19 protein-coding genes are annotated in these 22,507 nt (G+C 58.7%); 11 read left to right on the forward strand and 8 right to left on the reverse strand.

What is annotated here, in order from left to right; genetic code table 11:
* Positions 1–25 precede the first annotated feature (25 nt).
* Positions 26–1,552 (reverse strand): 3-hydroxyacyl-CoA dehydrogenase, encoded by a 1,527-nt coding sequence (locus HMPREF9697_RS08365; protein ID WP_002716755.1) that lies wholly within the window; start codon positions 1,550–1,552, stop codon positions 26–28.
* Between the two features lie 206 nt (positions 1,553–1,758).
* Between HMPREF9697_RS08365 and HMPREF9697_RS08370 the strand changes: the two genes are divergently transcribed.
* Positions 1,759–2,655, forward strand: coding sequence for a LysR substrate-binding domain-containing protein (locus HMPREF9697_RS08370; protein WP_002716756.1), 897 nt, complete (start codon positions 1,759–1,761; stop codon positions 2,653–2,655).
* A 4-nt stretch (positions 2,656–2,659) separates the two neighbouring features.
* Here HMPREF9697_RS08370 and HMPREF9697_RS08375 read toward each other — a convergent pair whose 3' ends face one another.
* The 4 genes from HMPREF9697_RS08375 to phnA are packed head-to-tail and all read right to left on the reverse strand — an operon-like array spanning position 2,660 to position 8,195.
* Positions 2,660–3,763 (reverse strand): ABC transporter ATP-binding protein, encoded by a 1,104-nt coding sequence (locus HMPREF9697_RS08375; RefSeq protein ID WP_002716757.1) that lies wholly within the window; start codon positions 3,761–3,763, stop codon positions 2,660–2,662.
* A gap of 14 nt (positions 3,764–3,777) precedes the next feature.
* Complete coding sequence (locus HMPREF9697_RS08380) at positions 3,778–5,505, reverse strand: ABC transporter permease (RefSeq protein WP_002716758.1); 1,728 nt, start codon at positions 5,503–5,505, stop codon at positions 3,778–3,780.
* Positions 5,506–5,555: 50 nt separating this feature from the next.
* A complete protein-coding gene (locus HMPREF9697_RS08385) occupies positions 5,556–6,899 on the reverse strand; it encodes an ABC transporter substrate-binding protein (protein WP_002716759.1) in 1,344 nt (447 codons plus the stop codon).
* A 48-nt stretch (positions 6,900–6,947) separates the two neighbouring features.
* Positions 6,948–8,195: a phosphonoacetate hydrolase gene (gene phnA, locus HMPREF9697_RS08390; RefSeq protein WP_002716760.1), complete on the reverse strand. Its 1,248-nt coding sequence runs from the start codon at positions 8,193–8,195 to the stop codon at positions 6,948–6,950.
* A gap of 96 nt (positions 8,196–8,291) precedes the next feature.
* Here phnA and HMPREF9697_RS08395 point away from each other — a divergent pair, with 96 nt between their 5' ends.
* From HMPREF9697_RS08395 to HMPREF9697_RS08410, 4 genes are all read left to right on the forward strand, one after another.
* The gene (locus HMPREF9697_RS08395; protein WP_002716761.1) at positions 8,292–9,182 is read left to right on the forward strand and encodes a LysR family transcriptional regulator; all 891 of its coding nucleotides are present in this window, start codon (positions 8,292–8,294) and stop codon (positions 9,180–9,182) included.
* Between the two features lie 204 nt (positions 9,183–9,386).
* Positions 9,387–9,791, forward strand: coding sequence for a YidH family protein (locus tag HMPREF9697_RS08400; RefSeq protein ID WP_002716762.1), 405 nt, complete (start codon positions 9,387–9,389; stop codon positions 9,789–9,791).
* Between the two features lie 14 nt (positions 9,792–9,805).
* Entirely contained in the window at positions 9,806–10,126 is a 321-nt protein-coding gene (locus HMPREF9697_RS08405; RefSeq protein WP_002716763.1) for a DUF202 domain-containing protein, read from the forward strand.
* Between the two features lie 81 nt (positions 10,127–10,207).
* Positions 10,208–11,041 carry a DMT family transporter gene (locus HMPREF9697_RS08410; protein ID WP_002716764.1) on the forward strand — a complete coding sequence of 278 codons (834 nt, stop codon included), beginning with the start codon at positions 10,208–10,210 and terminating at the stop codon, positions 11,039–11,041.
* A gap of 26 nt (positions 11,042–11,067) precedes the next feature.
* Here the strand turns inward: HMPREF9697_RS08410 and HMPREF9697_RS08415 are convergent, their stop codons facing one another.
* On the reverse strand, positions 11,068–12,618 hold the full coding sequence (locus HMPREF9697_RS08415; RefSeq protein ID WP_002716765.1) for a 4-hydroxyphenylacetate 3-hydroxylase family protein: 1,551 nt from the start codon (positions 12,616–12,618) through the stop codon (positions 11,068–11,070).
* An 87-nt stretch (positions 12,619–12,705) separates the two neighbouring features.
* Here HMPREF9697_RS08415 and HMPREF9697_RS08420 point away from each other — a divergent pair, with 87 nt between their 5' ends.
* From HMPREF9697_RS08420 to HMPREF9697_RS08440, 5 genes are all read left to right on the forward strand, one after another.
* A complete protein-coding gene (locus tag HMPREF9697_RS08420) occupies positions 12,706–13,329 on the forward strand; it encodes a TetR/AcrR family transcriptional regulator (protein ID WP_002716766.1) in 624 nt (207 codons plus the stop codon).
* Positions 13,330–13,333: 4 nt separating this feature from the next.
* Positions 13,334–13,873, forward strand: a complete 540-nt coding sequence (locus HMPREF9697_RS08425; protein ID WP_002716767.1) for an isochorismatase family protein — start codon at positions 13,334–13,336, stop codon at positions 13,871–13,873.
* Between the two features lie 598 nt (positions 13,874–14,471).
* Positions 14,472–16,979, forward strand: a complete 2,508-nt coding sequence (locus tag HMPREF9697_RS08430; protein ID WP_002716768.1) for an HAD hydrolase-like protein — start codon at positions 14,472–14,474, stop codon at positions 16,977–16,979.
* Between the two features lie 67 nt (positions 16,980–17,046).
* Positions 17,047–18,429 carry a hypothetical protein gene (locus tag HMPREF9697_RS08435; protein ID WP_002716769.1) on the forward strand — a complete coding sequence of 461 codons (1,383 nt, stop codon included), beginning with the start codon at positions 17,047–17,049 and terminating at the stop codon, positions 18,427–18,429.
* 47 nt (positions 18,430–18,476) lie between these two features.
* The gene (locus HMPREF9697_RS08440) at positions 18,477–19,235 is read left to right on the forward strand and encodes a formyltransferase family protein (protein ID WP_002716770.1); all 759 of its coding nucleotides are present in this window, start codon (positions 18,477–18,479) and stop codon (positions 19,233–19,235) included.
* A 209-nt stretch (positions 19,236–19,444) separates the two neighbouring features.
* Here HMPREF9697_RS08440 and HMPREF9697_RS20850 read toward each other — a convergent pair whose 3' ends face one another.
* Positions 19,445–19,636: a hypothetical protein gene (locus HMPREF9697_RS20850; protein ID WP_147293881.1), complete on the reverse strand. Its 192-nt coding sequence runs from the start codon at positions 19,634–19,636 to the stop codon at positions 19,445–19,447.
* A 136-nt stretch (positions 19,637–19,772) separates the two neighbouring features.
* On the opposite strand from HMPREF9697_RS20850, the gene HMPREF9697_RS08450 reads away from it, so the two are divergent.
* Positions 19,773–20,066: a GYD domain-containing protein gene (locus tag HMPREF9697_RS08450; protein WP_002716771.1), complete on the forward strand. Its 294-nt coding sequence runs from the start codon at positions 19,773–19,775 to the stop codon at positions 20,064–20,066.
* Between the two features lie 356 nt (positions 20,067–20,422).
* On the opposite strand, the gene HMPREF9697_RS08455 is transcribed toward HMPREF9697_RS08450, so the two are convergent.
* Positions 20,423–22,471, reverse strand: a complete 2,049-nt coding sequence (locus HMPREF9697_RS08455) for an elongation factor G (protein ID WP_002716772.1) — start codon at positions 22,469–22,471, stop codon at positions 20,423–20,425.
* Positions 22,472–22,507 lie beyond the last annotated feature (36 nt).

Here is a 22,507-nt window from a genome sequence, read left to right on the forward strand (position 1 = left end):
CATCTCTCCTTTGGCGCAATGCGCCTCAATCCTGCAGCGTCAACGAAACCCCGAGCTCGGCGCGGCGCGTGAGCCAAAGATTCGAGCGGTAGCGCGGATCACCATATCGTCGCTGCATGTTGTTCAGAATTTTGTGCAAAGTGCCGGCGCCCAGCGCGTCGCCGAACCCGAGCGGGCCATGCGGATAGCCGAGACCGAGCTTGACCGCCTTGTCGATATCAGCGGCTGATGCCGTCCGGTTCTGCGCGATCGACGCGCCGATATTGGCAATCATCGCAATGATGCGCTGGGCGATAAAGCCGGGGCTGTCGCGCGTCACGGTGACCGCAACGCCGTCGCTGCTAAACAGCGTCCTCGCCGCGTCGACATAGGAAGCCTCGGTGACAGGCGTCGACATGATGGTGCGGCGCTTGCCGAGATCCAGCAATGTATCCACCGCGACCACGCGCTTGGCATCCAGCCCCTGCTCGACCGCGCAATGGGTTGCATCGTCCCCGAGGGGCGTCACCAGGCAGAGCGCTGAAGCCGAAGGCTTGGCGCCGTCCTCCATCTTGACATCGAGTGTCTTCAGCAGGGCGATCAGTTTCTCCGCCTGAGCCGGTTCGGCCTTGCTGACCCAGACCGGATAGGGCGATGAAGAAGCGCCCTTGACCTCGGCGGCAGGAGCCGCGTCCTTCTGCTCACTGTAATCGTAGAACCCGCGCTTGGTCTTGCGGCCAAGCATCCCGGCATCGAGGCGGCTCTGCATCAGGACTGAGGGCCGATAACGCGGCTCATGATAGAACTGGGTATAAATTGCTTCTGTCGCCGGATGATTGACGTCGAGACCGACGAGATCGAGCAGCACAAACGGTCCCATGCGGAAACCTGCCGTTTCGTGCATGACGGCATCGACATCCTCGAAGGTCGCAATGCCTTCCGACACCAGATGCGCGGCTTCGAGCGTGTAGGCACGACCGACCTGATTGACGAGGAAGCCCGGCGCATCCTTGATTCTGACCGGCTCACGGCCCATGCGGCGGCCGACATCCATCAGCGCATCGCCGACGGCAGGCAGTGTCTGCAGACCGTCGATGACCTCAACGAGTTTCATCGCCGGCACGGGATTGAAGAAATGGAATCCGGCCACGCGCTCGGGGTGACTGCATTTCGACGCGATCGTCGTGATCGAGAGCGAAGAGGTATTGCTCGCGATAATGCAATCGTCCGAAACGATGCCTTCGAGTTGTGCCAGCAGCGCCTGCTTGACGTCGAGCTTCTCGATCACAGCCTCAATCACGAGGCGACACTCGGACAATTGCTCTACATTCTGGACCGGCTTGATCCGGGCGAGCGCCTGATCCATCGCGCCCTGGTCGAGCGTGCCCTTTTCTTTCAGACGCGCCAGCGCTTTTTCGATGGATTTCACGGCATCTGCAACAGCTTCCGGACGGCTGTCCGTCAGCAGCACGGTCATTCCGCCCGTCGCCGCAACCTGGGCAATACCTCGCCCCATGGCACCGGCGCCGATCACACCGATAACCAAACCCTCTTTTGGCAGAATGCTTTCCACCCGCGTCTCCCTGTTCCGCTTGTTGCGGTTTCTCGGCTTGCCCGTTTGATCGGGTTGCCGCTTTCGAAGGAAGACTAGGAAGCGACCGAACGCATATCCAATTTATATTTGATATGCCCTCTATTCACGATAATGATAAGCTGGGATACCAGACGTGATACTGACTAGCTTCGTTATTCACGTTGCAATGCATCAGGGACTTACTGATGAATCTGAGGAACATCGATCTTAACCTGCTGACGGTGTTCGACGCCATCTTGAGTGAACGCAACCTCACCCGCGCGTCCGCCAAGCTGCACATGACGCAACCGGCTTTAAGCAACGCATTGGCACGGCTGCGCACGACGCTCGACGATCCGTTGTTCATTCGCACCGCGCAGGGAATGATGCCGACGGCCCGGGCGAAACAACTCGCGGCGCCGATCCGCCAGGCGCTTGATCTCATTCAGAACGGCTTGCGGAAACAGGAAGCGTTCGAGTTCGAAACCGCAAAACGGAAATTCGTGATCGCCATCAGCGACTATGGCGAGGCCGTTATCATGCCGCGCTTCGTCGACTGGCTCGCAACCGTCGCACCTCACATTCAGGTGCAAATCAGGCCAGAGCTTGGACGTCAGATCAAGGAAGAACTCCGCGACGGCTCGATCGACCTTGCGATGGATTACTTCCGGATCGAAGGCGACGAATTCCGCAATATTCATGTCATGGACGAACATCTCGTCTCGATGGTGCGGCAGGATCATCCGACAATCAGCGATCATCTGAGCATCGAGGACTATCTTTCAATTCCCCATGTCATGCTGAAGCAGGACAAGCCGATCGTCGACGTCGTTCTCAGAAAACACGGATTTACACGCGACGTCGCGCTGGAGGTACCGCACTTTCTTTCGATGCCGTTGATCGTGCAGAAAACCGACTTCATCTGCACGCTGCCGAAACGGATGGCGCTCGTTTACGCCGACTTCTTCCGCACCAAGGTGATGAAAACACCTTTGGAGTTTCCCAACATCCCGATCTATTTCATGTGGCATCAGTCGATCGACGACGACCTCGGCCACCGATGGCTACGCAATGCCCTCGCCGAACTTTGCCTCCGCCTGTGATGCATCACGGTCTGAAAATACTCACGTCTGACGGAGAAATTTGCACAGCGACAATGTCATCCGTCAAAAAATCGTTGCGCTGTCTGACATGCGGCACATCGATAAAGACATCTTCATCGCCGGTCTTCAGACCATAACGGATCGTCGAGCCGAGAAATTCCCGGTGCGAAACACGCGCCGTCAATCTGAGGTCGGCGCCTGCGGTGAATTCTTGCCGCGTCACAATGCTGGCATTCTGCGGGCGAAAGAACAGTTTCGCGGGACCAGGCGCTTCATGTGCTGGCGCGGGCAGAATTTCTCCGCCGGCAAGCTGAAAAACGCGTTCCGAGCCGCTGGCGCGGATCTCGCCGTTCAACGTGTTCGCCGTGCCGAGGAAGCGACCGACAAACAGATTGGCCGGGTTATCGTACAATTCCATCGGGGTCCCGACCTGCTGCACCACGCCCTCGTTCATGACCGCGATTCGGTCGCAAACCGTGTTCGCTTCTTCCTGATCGTGCGTGACGAAAATCGCCGTCAGCCCGAGGCGCCGCTGCATGGCAAGAATTTCGCGTCGCACCTGAACACGCAGACTTGCGTCGAGATTGGACAACGGTTCATCCAGCAGAAGTACCGATGGCCTCACGGCAATCGTACGGGCCAACGCCACACGTTGTTGCTGACCGCCCGACAGTTGAGACGGTTTACGACCTCCCAGCTTCTCGAGGCCGACCAGCCTGAGCGCATCCTCGGCGCGCTGATTGCGTTCTTGTGTCGAAAGGCGGCGTTCCTCAAGGCCGAACATGACGTTTTTCCACACCGTCATATGCGGCCACAGCGCATAGGACTGGAACACCATGCCTACATCTCTGCGCCACGGCGGCAGCGAGAGCACATTCCGCCCGCCAATCACGATGCTGCCCGTCTGCGCCGTATTGAAGCCTGCGATCAGACGCAGAAGGGTTGTCTTGCCGCAGCCGGAGGGGCCAAGAAATGCGAAGAATTCGCCGGGCTTGATGTCCAGATTGACGTTTTTCAGCGCGTGATAATGCCCGTAAGATACGTTCACGTTGCTGATCGAGATTTCCGCAGCCTCGCGCTTCAAAGCATCCAGAGACGAATCGGCCATGTTGCGCTCCTGATCTAATGCGGCTGCGAACTGTTGCGACGTTCGAGATAAACGTGGCTGAGATAGGCGCACACACCCACGATGACGACCGCGATCACGCCAAGCGCTGCACCCGGACCGCGCCCCGCCGGAGACTGCATGAAGACATACAGACCGTAGGACAGCGGCGCGTTGTCAGTGGACTGCACGAGCATCATTGTTGCCGACAGTTCGACCGCTGCCGTGGCAAAGCTCGTGACGAAACCGGCAACGATACCACCTGCCATGAGCGGTACGACAACACGGCGGATCGTCTTAGACTTGGCGACGCCGACGTTCTCAGCTGCCTCCTCAAGCGAGACAGACACCTGCTGCAAGCCTGCCGCGCAGGCTCGCATCGCATAAGGCAGGCGACGGATACCGAGCGCGATCGCCAGCATCACCCAGAAGGCAGCCAAGGACGTGCCGGACGGAAGCTGGATATCGTAGAACGTACGCAGATAACCGATGCCGAGAACGACGCCGGGCACCGCCAGCGGCGCCGTGGCAATGTAATCGAGCATGCGGCGACCGAGCGCCTTCGTGCGCTGCGACAGATAGGCGATTGCTGTTCCGAGCGTCACGCCGATCAATCCGGCAACCGTCGCATACAAGAGCGTGTTGGTAATGAGCTGCGAGGATTCCTCGAAGATGACGTGGTAATGGGCAAGCGTATAGCCGTCCGGCAGCGGCGCGAAGGACCACACCGTCGCGAACGATAGCAGCAGCAGGCCGATATGCGGTGCCAGAACGATGGCGAGAATGAACAGGATGATCGCATAAGCGAGGATCGTGTCGAACTTCGTCATCTGCCGCTTCGACAGACCACCGCCACCGCGCTGGACGGTCGAATAGTCCTTGCCCTTCGTCACCAGCGTCGAAGCCCAGAGCGACATCACCGAGAATGCGATCAGCACGACAGCAATGACGTAGCCCATGGGATCGGCGATACCCATTGAGGTGATCCGCAAATAGGCCTGCGGCGCGAGCATATCCTGAACATTGAGCAGCAGGGGCGTCGCCAGATCGTCGAACACCTTGATGAAGACGAGCGAAGCTCCCGCGATATAGCCAGGCATCGCCAGAGGGAAGATGATCCGGCGAAACAGGCGCAGGCCGCGGCATCCCAGATTTTGCGCCGCTTCTTCCATGGAGCGGTCGATATTGCGCAGGCTCGCAACAAGGTTCAGCAGGATAAAGGGAAAGTAGTGGACCGACTGAACCAGAATGACGCCGTTCAATCCTTCCATGAACGGGATATTGATGCCGAACCAGTCGTCCAGCAGCAGATTGATCGTTCCCGTTCGCCCGAACAGCAACTGCATCGCGATGGCGCCGGCAAACGGCGGCATGATCAACGGCAGGACGCCGAGTGTTTGAATCAGCACCGCGCCCTTGAACTCAAATCGCGTCGTGATGTAGGCGAGTGGTATCGCGAACAGGCTCGCGCACACCACCGCCATGAACGAGGCGTAGATCGAGTTCTGCAGCGAGCGCCGGAACAGGTCGTTCTGGAAGAAGTCGTAGAAATTTAGCAGCGTGAACGTGCTGGTGCCCTTCTGCATGAAGGCCGTCGTGATGACGCTGAATAGCGGCACCAGAAAGAACACGCCGAGAAACAGGAACAAAAAGGCCGTGACCGCGTGCAACGGCCAATTCGTTCGCGCCAAGCGCGCGCTTCCTTCCGGTATCGCAATGACGTCCGCTTTTGCCACCAAAGACACGGCTTCCCCTCGTCGCTTGTGTTACGCGGCGGCTTTGAAGCTGGCGCGGGCTAGCCGATCGCCTGATCGGCCTTCTTCGCAAGTTCAAGTGCCTTGGCATAATGGTCGTGCGCAAATGCCGACCATTGCTGCTCGAGTTCGGACTGTCTTGCTCCCTTCGGCGCGCCCTTCTTGCCGGAAGCCCCGGCGAACGCCTCGATGTACTCCTTGGAAACGGCCTGGTTCTCGTCGAATGGAACAGCGGAGATCGCCTCCCGTGCCTGCCTGAGAAGATCGGCCGCAGCAGCGTTGTTTTTCTTCGCGAGCTTCGCGTTGGCATCGTGGATGGCCTTGGTCGCCGCCTTCAACGCGTCGAGCTGGAAGGTGATCGTCTGATCGAACATCGCATCGACGATGGCATAGCGCGTCTCGGATTTGAGAACGTCGAACTTGAAGCCGCCACCCGGACCCCACTTGATCTCGAACGGGTTCGGCATCCCGGCCGGTGCTTTCTTATAGGCACTCGGAAGCACAGGCAGACGGCCGATCTTCGGATTGAACAGCAGTGCCTGTCCCTCTTCCGACAGCATGTATTCGACGAACTTCTGAGCAAGTTCCTTGTTCGGTCCGTTCTTCACGACGCCTATATTCGACGGCACGATGGTGGTGTCCGGCGGATAGGCGAATTCGACCGGAAAACCCGAGCCGTGAGCTGCCAGCGCCTGGTAGTCGAACACAATGCCATAGCCGAATTGTCCTGAACTGACGGCGTCCGGCACGCCAAACGAGCGCTCCGTGATCTGGCGCATGTTGCCGCACATCGCTTTTGTCAGAGCCCATCCCCCATTCCAGCCACGTGCCTGCAGAATGGTTTCGAGCGTCAAATGTGTCGAGCCGGATCGCGAGGGCATCGCGATGCCGGTCTGATCGAACAGCTCAGGCTGGGTGAGATCGTCCCAGGTTTTCGGTGCAGGAAGTTTCTTCGCCTTGATGTAGCGCGAATTCCACATGATCGCGCCACCGGACAGCGCGAATCCGACATAATAGCCTTCGGGATCGTTGATCGGATAATCGCCGATCTTCGCGGGAATTCCTGCTTCCTTCGGCGAGAATTTTTCGAGGAGATTATCCTTCTTCAAGACCTCGAAAGCGTCCGGCGCCGACGCCCACATGATATCCGAGGTGTTATTCGCCTTGGTCTCGCGCAGAAAGGTGACGGCGGCCTGCGTGCCGCGCTGCTGAACTTCGACGACAACATCAGGGTGCAGTTTCTCGAAGCCCTGCTTGTACGCAGCCGACAGTTCTTTCGGCAGAGAGGTGAGAACGGATAGTTTCTTCTTTTCCTGCGCCAGTGCGGGCACAGACAAGACAACCGGAGCAAGGCAAGATCCAATCAGAAAATCCCGACGCTTCATGATTCCCTCCCTATCCTGATTTTATGTTTTTCGTTTTCTATCCCGACGCTAGGCTGGTCCGTTCAAGGCAAAGTCGAAGATGTCGAAGTTACGAAGTCGACGCTCCTCCACGATGGCCTGATACTTTTTGTTCAGCGGCTTCGACACCATGAACGGCACCGGCTGTTCGGACAGGCCGCCATGCGAGCGAAGCTTGTGGCCGTTCAATCCGCTCAGATCATGTTCATCCGGGCGCGACCCGATCGCTGTATAAGTGTCACCGATAGCGATGAAGTCGCCTTCCCGCTCAATCGGCATCTCGTAGCGCTCGGATGCACTCTTGCCGTCGAGCACAAGCGCTACGCCCGGAATACGCGCGGCTGCATCCATAAGGACTTCAGGCGAGGTCTTGCCGGTAGCGTAAACGCGCACGAATGAGCCGAGCGCCCCATGATGTTTGACGAAAGGATCGGTGATCGGGCAGATCACGCGCACGGTCCCCGCGCCGAATTGCTCGTTCAGCATCTTTTCGAGAAACACCACCTGCGGCTGGCCATCCGGCATGCATTTGTCGGTCATGCCATGGTCGGCGACGATGCCGACGACCGCGCCGAGCTCCATCAGCCGACCGACACGCTGATCTACATCGCGGTTGAACTGATCCGCGAGTGCCTCACCAGGGCCCGCACTGTGTTGAACCATATCCGACAACGAGAGATAGAGCAGATCCGCTTTCTTTTGCTCCAGCAGTTTTATGCCGGCATCAAGAACGAACAATGACAGATCCGGGCTGTACATATCGGGTGTCGAGCGGCCGACGAGTTGCTCCACATTCTCGATGCCGTTTTCCGCAAGCGTCGCGTCGCGCGCCTTCTCGGACGAGAAGCAGATGCCTTTCAGGCCGCTACCCAGCATCTTGCGCAGCTTATCCTTGGCGGTGATCGCCGCCACCTGCACGCCCGCATCGGCAAGTGCTGCCAGCACCGTGCCGGACGATACAAGCGAGGCGTCGGTAATCATCACCTCTTTGCCGGTCTTCTTATCGAGATAGTAATTTCCGGAAATGCCGTGCACGCGCGGCGGCGCGCCGGCGACGATCGACATATTGTTCGGGTTGGTAAATGTCGGCATCGCCGCATCGGCAATCGTATAGAAGCCCTGCGAGATGACTTTCGAGATATTCGGGAAAAGACCAGCGGCAAGTCCGTGCGAGATATAACGCGGATCGCAGCCGTCGAAACAGATCACCGCGGTCGGCTGGCGCGGCGTGCGGTAGGTGCGCCCATTTACTTCAACTGTCTTGTCCTGAATTGCCATGGTCGCGCCCTCGATAAATTCGCTGGCGAAACACTATGAATTTTTGTACGAATAAAAATCGATAATATCTCACAATCATGTACATAAAACTCAACGATGAAAACGCGCGAATTACCCCTCTCCGCCCTGCGTGCCTTCGCCATGGCTGCGCAGTGGAAAAACCTCGGTAACGCCGCGGAAGAACTCGGCGTCACGCACGGCGCCATCAGCCGCCAGATCGGCAAGCTCGAGCAGTGGATCGGGCGCGATCTTTTTACGCGTCAGGGACGTCAACTCGTGCTGACCCCGACGGGCGAACTGCTCGCATCGAAGATCGGAAATTCTCTTACCGATATGATGGCAGCCTGCGCAGAAGTGGCCGGCACCGGGCAACGGCACATCGTGACCATCGAAGCGCCGACGACGTTCGCGATGTACTGGATTCTGCCCAAGCTGAAGGAGTTCGAAGCACGCATTGCGGAGACGGAGATTTCGCTCACCACACGCATGACGAACGAAATCCATGACGGTCCCTTAAGCGACATCGTCATTACGCGCGGGCCGGGCTTCGACCGCAGGCTGCAAAGCTACGACAAATTCATTCTGTTCTATGAAGACCTCTGCCTGCTGGCGGCGCCGTCCTTCGTGCGATCGTCCAAAATCTCCAAAGCCCGCGACGTATTGCGGCAGCAGATCGTAGGTTCAGTGACACGGCCTACCGACTGGCCCGGCTGGCTGAACGAAGCAGGCTTGCGCGGGGAGCACATCCGCTTCCGACATGTGTTCGATCACTTGTTCATCGCGATGCACTGCGTGCGGGATGGAATCGGCACCATCGTCGCGCCCCGGAACATCTTCAACAGCGCCCCCGGCTCGTCGTCTTCCGGTTTTCGCCCCGTGCTGCCAGACATCCATTTTCGCGGAGCACCCTACGTCGTCCACTATCGTCCCTCCGACCGCGGGGTGATCGGCAGGCTGGTCAAGCTCATCAAGACCTTCTCGGAGTAACGCCAAACAGAGGCGAAGTAAGAGGTCGTAGATGTATTTGGGGGAATATTTCTCCACATAATGCGGCCATAGTGATATGCACCTCTCCATAGGTTCGTTCTTTGGCTTGTTTCGTTCCATTTTTTGGAACATTCGTCACCGCATGGAGATGACTGCGACAAGCAAGCTGCTGCAGCGATCCATTGCAGCCCGTAAGGTACTGAAATGAATTTGCATTCTCCTGCTTTGGGGACCCCAGCCGAGCCCAGCAAAAAGAAAGGGCTAAAATGGTGGGAAACGGGCACGCGCCCGGACTACCGTTTTTCGCTCGCCAATGAACGCACCTTCCTCGCATGGATCAGGACGTCGCTCGCGATCGTCGCCGGCGCGATCGGAATCGACCAGTTCGCATCCCACCTCGGCTCTCCGCAGCTGCGGCTCATCCTCTCGATCATCCTGCTCATTGTCGGCGGCACGCTCGGCGGCATCGCCTACACGCGATGGGCGCGCGCGGAACGCGCCATGCGCCACGAGGCGGATCTGCCGCTGAGCCTTCTGCTGCCGTTCCTTGCCATGTTCACCGCTTTCCTGTCCGCCGGACTCGCCTGGCTCATCATCGCCTACGGTTGATGTAAAGGAATGTGATGCTTAGCAGGGACCCCGGTCTTCAACCGGAGAGAACCGGTCTCGCATGGTCGCGCACCGGCATGCTGGCACTCATTGTCGCCTGCCTCTCGATCCGTATCGGACTTACGGCAGCGGCGGCGCTCCATCTGCTCGTGGCATTGCTGCTGGCCGCGCTCGGCTGTATGAGCCTGCATCGCGGCCATCAACGGTCACGCTATGTGACAGGTGAAGAAGTCGCCACCAGCACAAGTCGCAAATATCTTCTGGCGACGAGCGGCCTTGTGGTTATCGCGTGCTTCACCGACGCCGCCCTGCTCCTCACGCGGCTCATGAGATAAGCGACAATATTCTGGCCGCGATCTGCGAGACTCTTCTTTGACCAGCCAGAAACATACCGGAAAAGGCGCGCGATCGTCAGAATGAGCATTTTTGTATTCAGTGTCGTTCTTTTCGCCGCCTCACTTCATGCCATCTGGAACGCCGTCGTCAAAGGCGGATCCGACAAACTGCTCACGACCGTGCTGGTCACGACGTCAGCCGCGCTGATCGCCGCGGTCTGCCTGCCATTTCTTCCCGTTCCGAACCGGGAGAGCTGGCCTTACATCGGCGCCTCGACGCTGCTTCAGGTCGGCTATTACGTGCTGGTCGCGAGGACCTATCATCTTGCGGATATGAGCCAGACCTATCCGCTGATGCGCGGGAGCGCGCCCCTGCTGGTCGCCATTACCAGCGTTGCGTTTCTCGGCAGCAATCTCAGCACCTCGGCCTGGATCGGCATCGCCATCATTTGCGCCGGTATCCTTGCAATGGCGACGTCCGGGCGTTCGACAAACAAGGCCGGACTCGCGCTCGCCTTTCTCAATGCAGGGGTCATTGCAAGCTATACGCTGATCGACGGACTGGGTGTGCGCCTCTCAGGCACACCCGCCGCCTATACATTATGGATCTTCCTGCTGACCGGCATTCCGCTGGTCGTCTGGGCTTTTGCCGCTCGACGCATGGCCTTTCAGAACTACATCGCAACCAACTGGCATCTCGGCATGATCGGAGGCGCGGGAACGATCGTTTCCTACGGTCTCGCGCTCTGGGCGATGACGCTGGCACCCGTCGCCGTCATCGCCGCTTTACGTGAAACCTCGATCCTGTTCGGAACGGCGATCTCCGCGCTCGTCCTGAAAGAACACATCAGCATCGTGCGCGTGATCGCTGTCGGCATCATCGCCGTGGGCGCGGGAATTTTACGGTTCGCGTGAGCCCGTGCTTCTGATCGAGGACCAAACTATTCCGCCGCGCCGTTGAGAGGCGACAGTTCGGCCTGCTGCAGAGGCTCCGGCACCTCGCAGCCCGTGGCGCAGCAACGGCCGGGTTGCTTCGAGACACGCTGTCCCTCGTCGAGAACACCGCGGTCGAGAAGGCTCTCCACCAGCTCAACCTTCTCCATTACTGGATAGTTACGCCAGATCTCCCGCTTCATCGCTTCCGGTGAACCGCCGCCGTGAAGCGAGATCACCGAATACCAGCCCGCTTCGTGCGAGACCGTCAGGTCCTCAATGAAGCGCGCCACCTCGGCGCGCTGTTCGGTGGGAATATCCGGCCGGCCACCCATGACGGCCGCGAGCGAAGCCATAGTCTCGGGATTATGGTCTTCATCGGGGCCAGGCAGCGCAACGATCAAGCCGCCCGAAACATAATGCGCCACGCGGTGCATGTCGTAGATCTTGGTAGCGAGCAGAAGCTTGCCGATGTTGGAGAACACCGCATCCGGCATCACAGACCCGGCAGGATCCTTGGTGCAATAGACCGACGAGGCCACGCCGCAAGCATAGAAGCTCTCCGTGATGGTGATGAGTTCGACCATCGCTTCGCGGATATGGGAGTGCCGTTCGGCATCAAGACCGTTGGCCTCGATCATCAACGCTCCCGCACCGATCAGAAGATCGCCAAAGCCCGCGCGCGCGCCGATGCAGGAATGCCGGTGATGTGTGGCGTAGGAGGTTGTGAGAAAGCCGCCCTCCTCCGTCTCGCCCGCAAGAAAGACGCGGTCATGCGGAACAAACACGTCGTCGAAAATCACAACGCCGACCGACTGACCGTATTTGGCAGAGAATTTCGCTACTGCCTCGCCCGGACGTCCCGCCGGACGAGCGATGATCGTGACACCCGGCGCATCGCAGGGCACGGCGCAGCACACGGCGAAATCTTTGTCCTCCGGTGCGTGGGTGCGGCACGGCATCACCAGAAACTCGTGCATGTAAGGCGCACCGGTCACGATCGCCTTGGTGCCACGGATGACGATGCCGTCCCTGCGACGCTCCTTGATGTGGACGTAGACGTCCGGATTGATCTGCTTGCCGGGACGCTTGGAGCGATCGCCCTTGGCATCGGTCATCGCAATGCCGAGCGTGAGATCATTGTCCTGAACGTGATGAAGGTAGGCGAGAAAGCGCTGGCTGTAGTCGGTGCCGTAGCGCTCGTCGGTCAAACGCGTCGATTGATACAGACCATTGAGAGCATCGTGCGCGAGATAACGCTGCGCGCAGCCAGAAGTCTTGCAGACGAGACGCACGGCTTCGAGCTTGTAGAGCAAGTCCTGCGAGTTCTCATCGATATGTAACATCCGGTTTACGACCTTGCCGGACGTGCCTTGCCGCGCCGTCATGAGCGGCGCGTGTTCCGCGCGCAGCGCAAAATCATAAGTGACGCCGACGCCGGCAATGCCGGGTGCAAGCAGCGGTTCATCGGCTACACTTTCCACCGCATTGCCGTTGACGAACACCCTCGGCTTGTAAGCGCGAAGGGATTCCCTGAAATCGGCCGCCGACATCAACATGACGCATCTCGCTATTGTTCAAATTATCGAACAGTGTTAGAATTCTAATATAGTCGGCATTGCTGTCAAGTGAGCCTTGAAAACGAAATGGTCGAAAAGCGGCAAACCCGGCGCCAGGCGGTCAGCGGACACAAGCGCGAACTCATTCTGGACGCCGCGAAACAGGTGTTCGCCGAGGAAGGGCTGGAGGGCGCAAGTCTGAGAGCGATCGCGGTCAAGGCCGGCTACACGCCGGCTGCACTCTACTTCCACTTCGAGTCCAAGGAAGACATCTACGCCGAGGTGCTAAAGGCCTCCCTTGCTTCGCTTGGCGCCACGGTCGATCAGGCAGTGGCACAGACAAGAACGGCGGCGCAGCGGCTGAAAGCCGCGGCGATGAGCTTCTTCACGTTCTATGCTGAGAACCCACGTGATCTCGATCTTGGGTTCTACCTGTTCCGCGGCGGCATGAAGCCATCCGGGCTCGGCCGCGAACGTGACGAAATCCTCAACGTTGCTCTCGAAGCTGCGCTCCGGCCCATCGCCGACGCTGCGACCGAACTTGGCGCATCGCGGCAGAAAGCCAACCTGCTGATGGTTGACTGCTTTGCTCATGCCACCGGACTGCTCCTGTTGCTGCATACGGGACGCATCCGGATGTTCGGGGCATCTGCACAGGACCGGATGGAAGCCTACGTCAAGGACCTGATCGCCCATCTTTCCGAAGGGTAGGACCATGCTCACAATCGACCCCCAGCGTTCCCTGCTCCTCATCATCGATTTCCAGTCGCGCCTCATGCCTGCAATCGACGCAGGTGCGACTGCCGTCCGAAATGCGAACAGGCTTATCGGCATGGCGGAGCTGGTCGACATTCCTTGCATCTTCACAGAGCAGAACGCCAAGGGTCTCGGATCAACCGTCGAGGACCTGCCCGTTGAGAAAGGCAAACTGATTCACAAGCAATTCTTCGATGCCTGCCGGGAGAACAGCTTTCTGGACCACATTCCCATTGATGCCCACGTCGTCGTCGCAGGATGTGAGGCACATGTTTGCGTGCAGCAGACAGTGCTCGGGCTACTGAATGCGCACCGCACGACCTACGTGGTCCGCGACGCGCTCGGCTCGCGCCGCCCGGAAGACAAGGAAACCGCGATCCTGCGCATGGAGAGACATGGCGCTGAGATCGTCACGACCGAGATGGTGGTGTTTGAATGGCTTCAGACGGCCGAACATCCAGGATTTCGGGACGCAATCGCGCTGATTAAGGAGAAGTGACGACGCGTGCCTTGCGTCTTCAGTCGCGGAAATTACAGAAGATTTTTCTCAAGATAGCCGCCGAGGTCCGATGGCGAGCATCGAGCTTCCACATGAATTGACGTAGCCGCACCTAAGATAGAGGTAGCGACTTGCACCACTTCATCGACGCAGGGATAATTTTTTGTATATTTCTCAAATAGTTATGAGGAAATTTCTGCCTAGCCGACGGCAAAAAATGCCGCCTCATCCCCTGGGAATGAGGCTGCCGGACAGAGCGTTTACGCGTCCGCGGCAGCCTCGTTGAGGGCCGCAGCCAAGCGAATCGGACACGCGATTTGATCGTGAAAGAATCAAAATTCCCGCAGGCGTGCAAACAATTAGTGGACGCCAGCATGGGTTTCGGACGCGCGACGATATCGATCGGCCGAGCCGTTTCGTCCTTCCTGCTAGCCATCGTTCGCGCGCCGCCCGAATCATCCTTCTTCGAGCGATTTTGAGAGGAACGTAACGGTTAACAAGAATTAACTGATTTCCGGGGGCTCCCTTCCGATCAACTTCGCCTGATTTTCGCCTGAGCCCCGTTTATCTGACAAGATTCTTGGCGGGCGAGTTTGCAATGGAAACCGGGTTGAGAGGCGCGCCGATCGGGGCAAGCGCGCATGCGAGGGCTTATTCCTTCGACATCTTTGATACTTTTCTGCTTCGTGCCTGCACGACACCGGACGGCGTTTATGAACGGGCATTTCAGCTGGCGCTCGGCGACAGGCTGCCGCCCGAAGCCGCGCTCAGCTACGTCCAGCATCGCATCCAGGCCGAGGCCAGAGCACGCGCCGCCGCTCGAGAGACCCGCAAAACAATCGAAGTGGGGATCGAGGACATCTATGCGCTCTTTCCATTCCGGCTGTTCGGCCTTGACCGAATGGCCCTTCAGGATTTAGCCGACGCGGAATTTCAGGCCGAACTGGAGCTTTGCCGCGCAAATCTGGAAGTGAGCAAGCTATATCGAACGGCCCAACAGGACGGACAAAAGGTTGGCTTCATCTCCGACACCTATTGGAGCTCCGAACAGCTCGGGATGCTGCTCAGGCATTGCGCTCCCGGTCTCACCTGGGACTTCCTGTTCGCCTCATGCGAGCACGGGACCGGCAAAAGCGACAAGCTCTTTACACGCTACCTCGCTGGGCAGGGGCTCGATCCGTCTCGAGCGACACATATCGGCGACAATCCGCATGCCGATATCAAAGGCGCGCGGCGTCACGGCATCCGGACTCGATTTTATCCGCAGGCCACCGGATCGATGTTCGCTCAGTTTCAACGCGAAGATGCGGCCTACCAGACTCTCTGCCTGCGGCACCATTCACGCCTCGATGCAGGCGCGCGCACGCTTCGCCGCATCGTCGCGGCAAACACGCCCCGGCGATCGCCCGGCTTCACCCTCGGCGTGACGACGCTGGGACCCGTCATGAATGCTTTCGACGCGTTCATAGAACGAAAACTCGCACAATTGCGGCGCGACGGCTCGACAGTGCAGGTCGCCTTTCTCGGCCGCGACGGCTTTCTTCCCCACCGCATCTGGTCGCAGCCTCAACACCAGGCCGGCTTCTACATCGAAATTAACCGCCGCGTGAGCCTGATCGCGTCCGCAACGACGATCGAACCGCTGGTCGACCTGTTCAAAAAGATCGACAGCACAAAGATCGATGCCGCGACCTTCGAAAAGATCGTGAAAGTGCTGCCCGATCCGGTGTTTCAATTTTTCCTGCGTTACCGCGACGGGATCGCGACAGCCAAGGAACTCGCCGAGGCGCTGCCGACACTGCTCGATCAGCAACAGATCGCCCGGATCGCGGCCGCAACCCGCGCCGCCCTGCTGGGCTATCTACGGCGCCAGATACCGAATTTCGACACCTGCACCGACCTCATGCTGGTCGATCTCGGCTATTCCGGCAGCGTGCAGAAATCGCTCAGGCGCATTTTCGATCATGAAGGCATCAACATCCGCCTGCACGGCACTTATCTGCTGAGCCTCGATGACAGCTATGACGATATCGATCCTGACGACACCGCGAGCGGGTTCATCTCGGATCTGACGGTTTCTCCGCACGTCAAGCGCATATTCTTGCGCAATGTCGCGCCGCTCGAACAGATCTGCTGTTCGGATGAAGGATCGGTCCGGGATTATCGCAAGTCGAAGGTTTATCGCGAGGCCGACCTCAGATCGCCAGAACAGCTTGCGCTGGTCCGGGACATTCAGGCGGGCGCCATAGCCTTCGTTAACGCCGCGCGCGAACACGCGCGGCATTACCGGCTGGAGCCTTTTTCCGACATCACGCCTTCAGCGAATTGGAGCGCCGCGATCCTGGGTCGGTTGCTGCTGTTGCCCAGCGACAGCGAACTGACCTTGCTGGGAAAGTTGCAGCACGACGTCAACCTCGGCACCACGACAATGGCGCCGATGCTGGATTCGAAAACACTGCTGCAACTCGAAACTGCACGCGGTCTGCCCATCGCCTGCACCGCACCCGCGCCTCCCATGTGGCTGGCCGGCAGCTTCAACGATATTACGCCCGCGATGGGCTACCTTTACGCGCTGTTCGGCGCCAATCGCCTGCCCGGCGATATCTTCGGCGACGTCAAATGCAGCAATATCGGAATCGGATTGTTCGGCAAGGACGGCTCGTCTGCCATGGAGCGGGTGGCTGTCTATCGCAACGGCATGGGCGATTTGCGTGTTCGAATCCCCCTGACCCGCGCGATGAACCTCGAGACCATCGCCATTCCCATCGCCCAGATTGCGAGGGAGGGAATCCTGCGCGGCATCTATGCTCAATACGGCAAGAGCGTGCAGCAGGCAGCGGCAAACGCACAACCGGAACAACTGTCCGCGGATCGGATGATCGCCGCCGGTCTCGATCTCTCAGGCAAATATTACCGCGCCGGGAATGAGGACGGTTGCCTGCTCGTCAAGCCGGGCCATCTGAAATCGGACGTAATGATTCTTACGGTCGGAATATCCCCGCTCGACGCAACCCGCTCGCCTCGCGTCGAAGGAAACGACGAATTCGAAGATGCTCTCAAGGCTGACTTGCTCGACCCTTCTCCGGACAACACCACCGCACAATAACGCACCCACCTGCCATTTCCGCCGCCCGGATTTCGTCCTTTGTCCGTAGAAGAACAAAGGGCGGCACATGATGATTCAACACAACAGCGAAGCCGTGACAGCTTCGCCATCCAGCATCGCAGACGCATTTCTCTCGAACAACCAAATCCGGATGTCGGCCCGGCATCGGGCGCTTCTCACATGGCTTATCACTCGGTTCGGAACGCCGCTGATCTGGGGGAAACAGCACAGCCTCCCGGCGGAGACCAAGCTTGTCGCCGTGCTCGAGCCTCCGAGCGGGCCAGCCGCCGACATCCTCTATCGCGCGCTTTCTCCCGATTGCGTTGTCTTTATTCCCTACAGCGAGAACCCCGCTTTCGATTTCCTCAAATCGAAGTTGAAAGATTTCGGCACCGTCGGTGCCTCTCCGTCGGACGGCCCGCATGAGCTATGGTGGGGCGGCCTCAAGTGGGGGCAGGCGCTGAAAACCGCGCCCAAGATCCAAAGCCCCGTCGTCGCCTCTTGTTATCCGCGAAATACCGACGCAGCCACCGTGGCAAGACTGAAGCGATCGCTAACCGCGCTTGGACTCGACATGGTGATCGAACCTGTCGAGACGAGGATACCGAACCAACTTCATAGTTCGGAAAAAGCCCGCTTCATTCAGAAAGTTCACGAAAAGTGCACTAGGCCGGTTCTGTGGGTGGACTTTGATTCTTCCTTCGAGGCCCTGCCCTCCCTGCTCGAAAAGGTCGAATGCGACTTTGCGGTTCACAAGTGGAATCACTGGGAAATGTCCCCGCGCATTCTTTGCTTCGGGCCTAGCGAAGCCGCAGGGCATTTGCTCCGCATCTGGCGCGAACTCTCGGTGGCCTATCCGGATGTCTGGGATGGTTATGTTCTCGACCAGGCGTGGAGCTTCGTCTCCTCACAAATTCCGTTGCGGACAGTGTGGCTGCCTCGCTCCTATCACGCGGTATCCGCCAGACACGATCCCAACAACCTGCCGATCGTCGTTCACAACATCGAGCCAACCATCCACGATCTCGGCGCAGACCAAGGCTTTCCGAAAGAATTGCGGGCCGCAAGACGCGCTTCGCGGATCGGCGCATCCGAGGCGCTAATCATCATGAGATCCGAGCAGACCATTCATGGGTCGATATCCGTCATTCTCGCGGGCATACGGTCCGCAAGCGCACAAGCGGTGGCGGAAACCGTCGATGCTGTCGTCGACGCATTCAAGAGCGATCCCGCCGGATTCAACCGGCTCGAGCTCTCGCTCTGCGCGTGGGCGCAGGATGTAAACGCCGCGACGGCAATCGCATCCGCGGCAAACCACCGGATTCTGCAAATTACACCGGACAGAAAACCCAGCATCGATTTATTCCGCCGTCTGGCCAATACTGGCATGGGGATCGTGAGCCTGCTTGTCTCCGAGGCACCCAGCATCGCACCCGCAACCCTTCACTGAGTTTCGTTGCATACCGCCAGCGCCGATAACCGAACAGGCCGAACACCATGCTCAAGCAGATTGTCCTTCTTACCGCCCAGCGCGGTCAACAACTGGCGATCACGCAACTTATGCAGGCACATAATCCGTCCTTATCGTTTCGTTACGCATTGACGGGGGACGACCTGCAAGCCATCGATCCGGCAGTTCTGGTCAATGCAAGATTGATCGCCTTCACATCCGGAACCATCGTACCGCGGCATATTCTCAACGCCCTTGGCCACGGCGCCTATAACTTCCACCCTGGGCCGCCCACCTATGCGGGCTGGGCGCCGGCGCATTTCGCACTCTATGACGGGGTTGAGCAGTTCGGTGCGACGGCGCATGAAATGGCGGCGCACGTCGATGCCGGCCCCATTGTCGGCGTCGAATCTTTTTCAATTCAGCAAAACATCGGCGTGCGCGAACTCGAACAGGTCGCCTTTATCCGCCTGGCATTTCTGTTCTGGCGCATGTCGAAGGAGCTCGCGACGCACGAAGCTCCCCTGCCGACGCTCCCGATCCACTGGAGCGGAACGAAAAGCACGCGGCAGATGTATATCGATATGTGCCGCCTTCCGGACGATATCTCGAAGGAAGAGATGGCGCGGCGAATTCGCGCGTTCAGCGACGATTTTCGGGGCATCTATCCCACGATCACCATGCATGGATTCGAGTTTCGATGCACACAAGCTGCAACTGTCGAGCGAAAGCCAGTTGCGGAGGCAGACAGCCCCCCACATCTTAAAGTCATTGCGGAAGCACCCGCATTGGCGTTAAGCGCATAAACCGCCATACCAAACCGGTCGATTATCAAGCGTATCGTTCCTCCGGGGTCACGAAAATGCCAAGACATGCGCATTCGTTAATCGCAGTCGTTGTTCTCATCGCAACATTCGTCGCTGGGTATTTCTCCGCTCCTTACATTGATCAGCGCCTCACCGATTTTTCGGCCGGAGCCCGATAAAATACTCGCCATCGCTTTTTTGTGATTTCTTCAAGAGAGAGCGTTTGCAAGCACAGTATTTCCTCCGCGACGTTTCTGGGCATGTTCTTCGAAGAAATCGACGTAGCCGATGTCATCGCTGGAGCAGTGATGGTCGACGGCAAGGATTTCGAAATGGCCAATAATCAACCGTCGTCCGTTGGGGCCGTCCGGCCACACAAAACTCACCGTCGTCTTCAGCACCGCATTCACGCTGACCGGATAACTTTTACTACCTCCTTTGGTGTCGAACAGATAAGCTTACCCGCTGCGATGCCGTTCCTCGTACTAGGAAGGCTTGATGTTTTCGTAGGACGGGGCCTCATATAGGAGGACTTCCATGACCACATACATCATGCTGGCAACCTGGACTGACCAGGGAATGCAAAACGCCAAGGACTCGCCGCGCCGCCTGGATTTGGCGAAAAAAGCCCTCAAGGACATGGACGGAGAGTTCAAGTCATTCTTCCTTACGATGGGCGACTTTGACTTCGTTGCGGTTTATGAAGCGCCGGACGATGCGATCGCCGCACGTTTCACTTTGCAATTGGGCCTCCTGGGAAACATTCGAACGCGCACGTTGAAAGCATTTCCCGAAGCAGCCTACCGGGAAATCATCACTTCGCTAGGCTAGTTGAGCGCCGGGCGCGCGCTTGGCATTTCTATCTATCCTGGTTGTCAGCTATGAAGTCCTCGTATGCGAGTTCAAGGCTCCGGGCAAAAAAGACGTCCCCGGGGCTCAGAAACCCGCAGCAGGTTGATGATGCCGTCGCCTACTCAAACAGTTCGATGCGACGGGAAAGAAGACCGAGGCGTCTCCTCCCGCAGAAAAATAAACAAGGACACGTACGCACAGAGATCAACGGTACCAACCCTGAGACAGGAGCATTTGCCAGTTGATAACCACCCCGTGCCCGTGAACTCGTTGCGTCACCCGCAGACCGATATGGCTTGGGTTCATCTTAGCCGGGCCGCTAACAACATGATGGCCTAAGCCGCCGGGCGACGGCCTGCTATGATTTGGTCTGCCGCCCGGCCGGTCACCTCCGCCATGTGGTCGAACTGGCGGGTAAACCCGCCAGCGCCGGCCGTGGCCGAACGCAGTTCCACGATCAAATCGCCGATCAACGCTTCCGGCATCATCGTCCGCACCACATCCCAGCCCAACCACCCTTCGCGTGCGTCGAAGCCGAGTATCTGGCCGCGTCGGCCGGACACGATCGAATTGACCTTCGCGGTGGCATCGCTCGGACAGACGATGTCCACCACATAGATCGGCTCGAGCAACACGGGCGCACAGTGTGGCAGTGCCTCGGTGACGCCGATGCGCGCGGCGGTGCGGAAGGCCTGATCGGAAGAATCGACGCTGTGATAAGAGCCGTCAGTCAGCGTCACCTCCACATCGATCACCGGAAAACCGAGCGGACCTCGCATCAGCCCGTCGCCAACACCTTCCTCGACCGCGCCGATGTAATTCTTCGGCACCGCACCACCGACGATGGTTTCGCGAAACGCCATGCCTGAGCCGCGGGGCAGCGGCTTGATATTCAACACCACATCGCCGAACTGGCCATGGCCGCCGGATTGTTTCTTGTGCCGCCCGCGCTGTGTGATCGGCTTGCGGATGGTCTCCTCATAACCGATCGGCGGTGCATGCTGCTTCACGCTGACACCGAAACGATCCTGCAACCGCTCCATCGCGACGCGCAGGTGCATTTCGCCCTGCCCCCACAGCACCATTTGATGTGTGATCGAATTGTGGACTACGCTAAGTGAGGGATCTTCGTCCGTCAGCCGCGACAACGCCTGCCCAAGTTTGACGTCGTCCTTGCGGTCATCTGCGATGATAGCAGTCGCGAGCACCGGTTGAGAGGGCTCGGCATAGATAAGGGCCGCTGGCGCGGTTTTGCCGGCACTCAGAGTCTCGCAAGTCTTCACGGCATCGAGCTTGCCAAGCATCACGGTATCGCCCGCCACAGCGGAACTGCGCTTGCTGTCAGCGCCGCCGTTCGTTGCAAAAATGCTGGAGACACGCCCTGCCCTTCCGCCGGATGACGTGACGTCATCACCGTCGGCAAAGTGGCCGCGCAGGATGCGCGCGAGCGACTGTTTTCCGCCGTGCTGAAGGTGCGTGCTTTTCATGACGTAGGCCAGCCCATTTTTGTCGTCGGACACGCCAAGACGCCGTGCGGTGTCGGCTACGTCGGGAGTTTCGTGGCGCAGCGCCTTCATCAACCGCAGCACACCGTTCTCCCGCGTGGCGCAGCCAAGCAGCACCGGACAGATTTTCCCTTGCCGCAATTCGCTGGCGAGATCGTCGAACACCTCGTCGCGTGGCGGTGAAATGTCTTCGAGCAGTTGCTCCAGCAGCCTGTCGTCGTGGTCCGCCAATTTCTCCAGCATGGCGAGGCGCGCGTCCTTCTCATGGTCGAGGTCGCCCGGCTCAAGATCAATCACCTCAGAGGGCATATGCTCGCGATAGACGAAGGCGCGCTCGAGCGCGAGATCGACAAAGCCGGTAATGATGTCATCCTTCCAGATCGGAATCTGCCGCAGCACAAGCGGCGTGCGCGACGCTGGCTGCAGCATCTCCAGCGTTTCGCGGATGCCTTTGCTGGCCTTGTCAATCTTGTTGAGGAACAGGAAGTGCGGGATTCCAAGATCCTCCAATTCACGCAGCGCAAGTTGCAACTGTGGCAGCTTACGTTCGTCGGCTTCGCATACAACAACCGCAGCATCGACCGCTGGCAGAACCGCACGCGTGTCATATGCAAACTCCACCGACCCAGGGCAATCGATGAACGTGTAACTGTCTCCCATGAAGGTGGTGGTTGCCGTCGTAAGGCCCACACTCATCTGGTGCAGGCGGGCCTCTGGAGACGAATCCCCGACCGTGTTCCCGGCCTCGACTGCGCCCGCTTTGGAAATGGCTCCGGTTTGGCACAGGATGGCTTCAAGTAAGGTGGTCTTGCCACTTTGGAACGACCCCACAAGCGCGATGCACCGGGGACCGCGTGGACTGCTCACATCTTGTCCCATCTTCAGTCTCCTGTCTGAACACGGCATTCTGAGCGA

This window comes from Afipia felis ATCC 53690, from assembly GCF_000314735.2.
GTDB lineage: Bacteria > Pseudomonadota > Alphaproteobacteria > Rhizobiales > Xanthobacteraceae > Afipia > Afipia felis.